1 protein-coding gene is annotated in these 680 nt (G+C 65.7%); it reads left to right on the forward strand.

Going from position 1 to position 680, the window contains the following annotated elements; all coding sequences use genetic code 11:
- Positions 1 to 31 precede the first annotated feature (31 nt).
- A complete protein-coding gene (locus AC5RWT_RS37930) occupies positions 32 to 628 on the forward strand; it encodes a MerR family transcriptional regulator (RefSeq protein ID WP_493967320.1) in 597 nt (198 codons plus the stop codon).
- The last annotated feature ends 52 nt before the right edge of the window (positions 629 to 680 follow it).

The raw sequence follows: 680 nt of genomic DNA on the forward strand, positions 1-680 counted from the left end.
CCCACAGGGAACTTCGACAAGGAGGGTTCACGTGAGTCCTAAAGGTGATGCAGGCGACACGCCGCACGCTCTGCAGACCGGCGCTGCCATACCCGCAAGTGCCCAGGGCTTGCTGTTCACCGAGGATCTGCCCGTGCTGGACGAGGACGCCGGTTACCGCGGTCCCACGGCATGCAAGGCGGCCGGCATCACTTACCGGCAGTTGGACTACTGGGCACGCACCGGACTGGTCGAACCCGCAGTGCGCGGCGCCTCGGGCTCCGGCTCCCAGCGCCTCTACGGTTTCCGTGACATCCTGGTCCTGAAGGTGGTCAAGCGCTTGCTGGACACTGGTGTGTCGCTGCAGCAGATTCGTTCCGCGGTTGGACATCTGCGCGAACGCGGTGTGGAAGACCTGGCCCAGATCACCCTCATGAGCGACGGTGCCAGTGTCTATGAGTGCACCTCCGCGGACGAAGTCATCGACCTGGTCCAGGGCGGACAAGGCGTTTTCGGCATCGCCGTCGGCCGGGTCTGGCGGGAGGTTGAGGGGTCCCTCGCCGAGCTCCCCAGTGAGCATGCCGCCGAGCAGCAGGAATTTCCGGACGACGAGCTCAGCCGCCGGCGCGCAGCGCGCAAGATCAGCTGACGGCGGCTGTTGCGCGGCGTGATCGGTGCCGGCAACACGAATTTCGGCACAA

The sequence above is a fragment of the Arthrobacter sp. Dra40 genome (assembly GCF_059091905.1).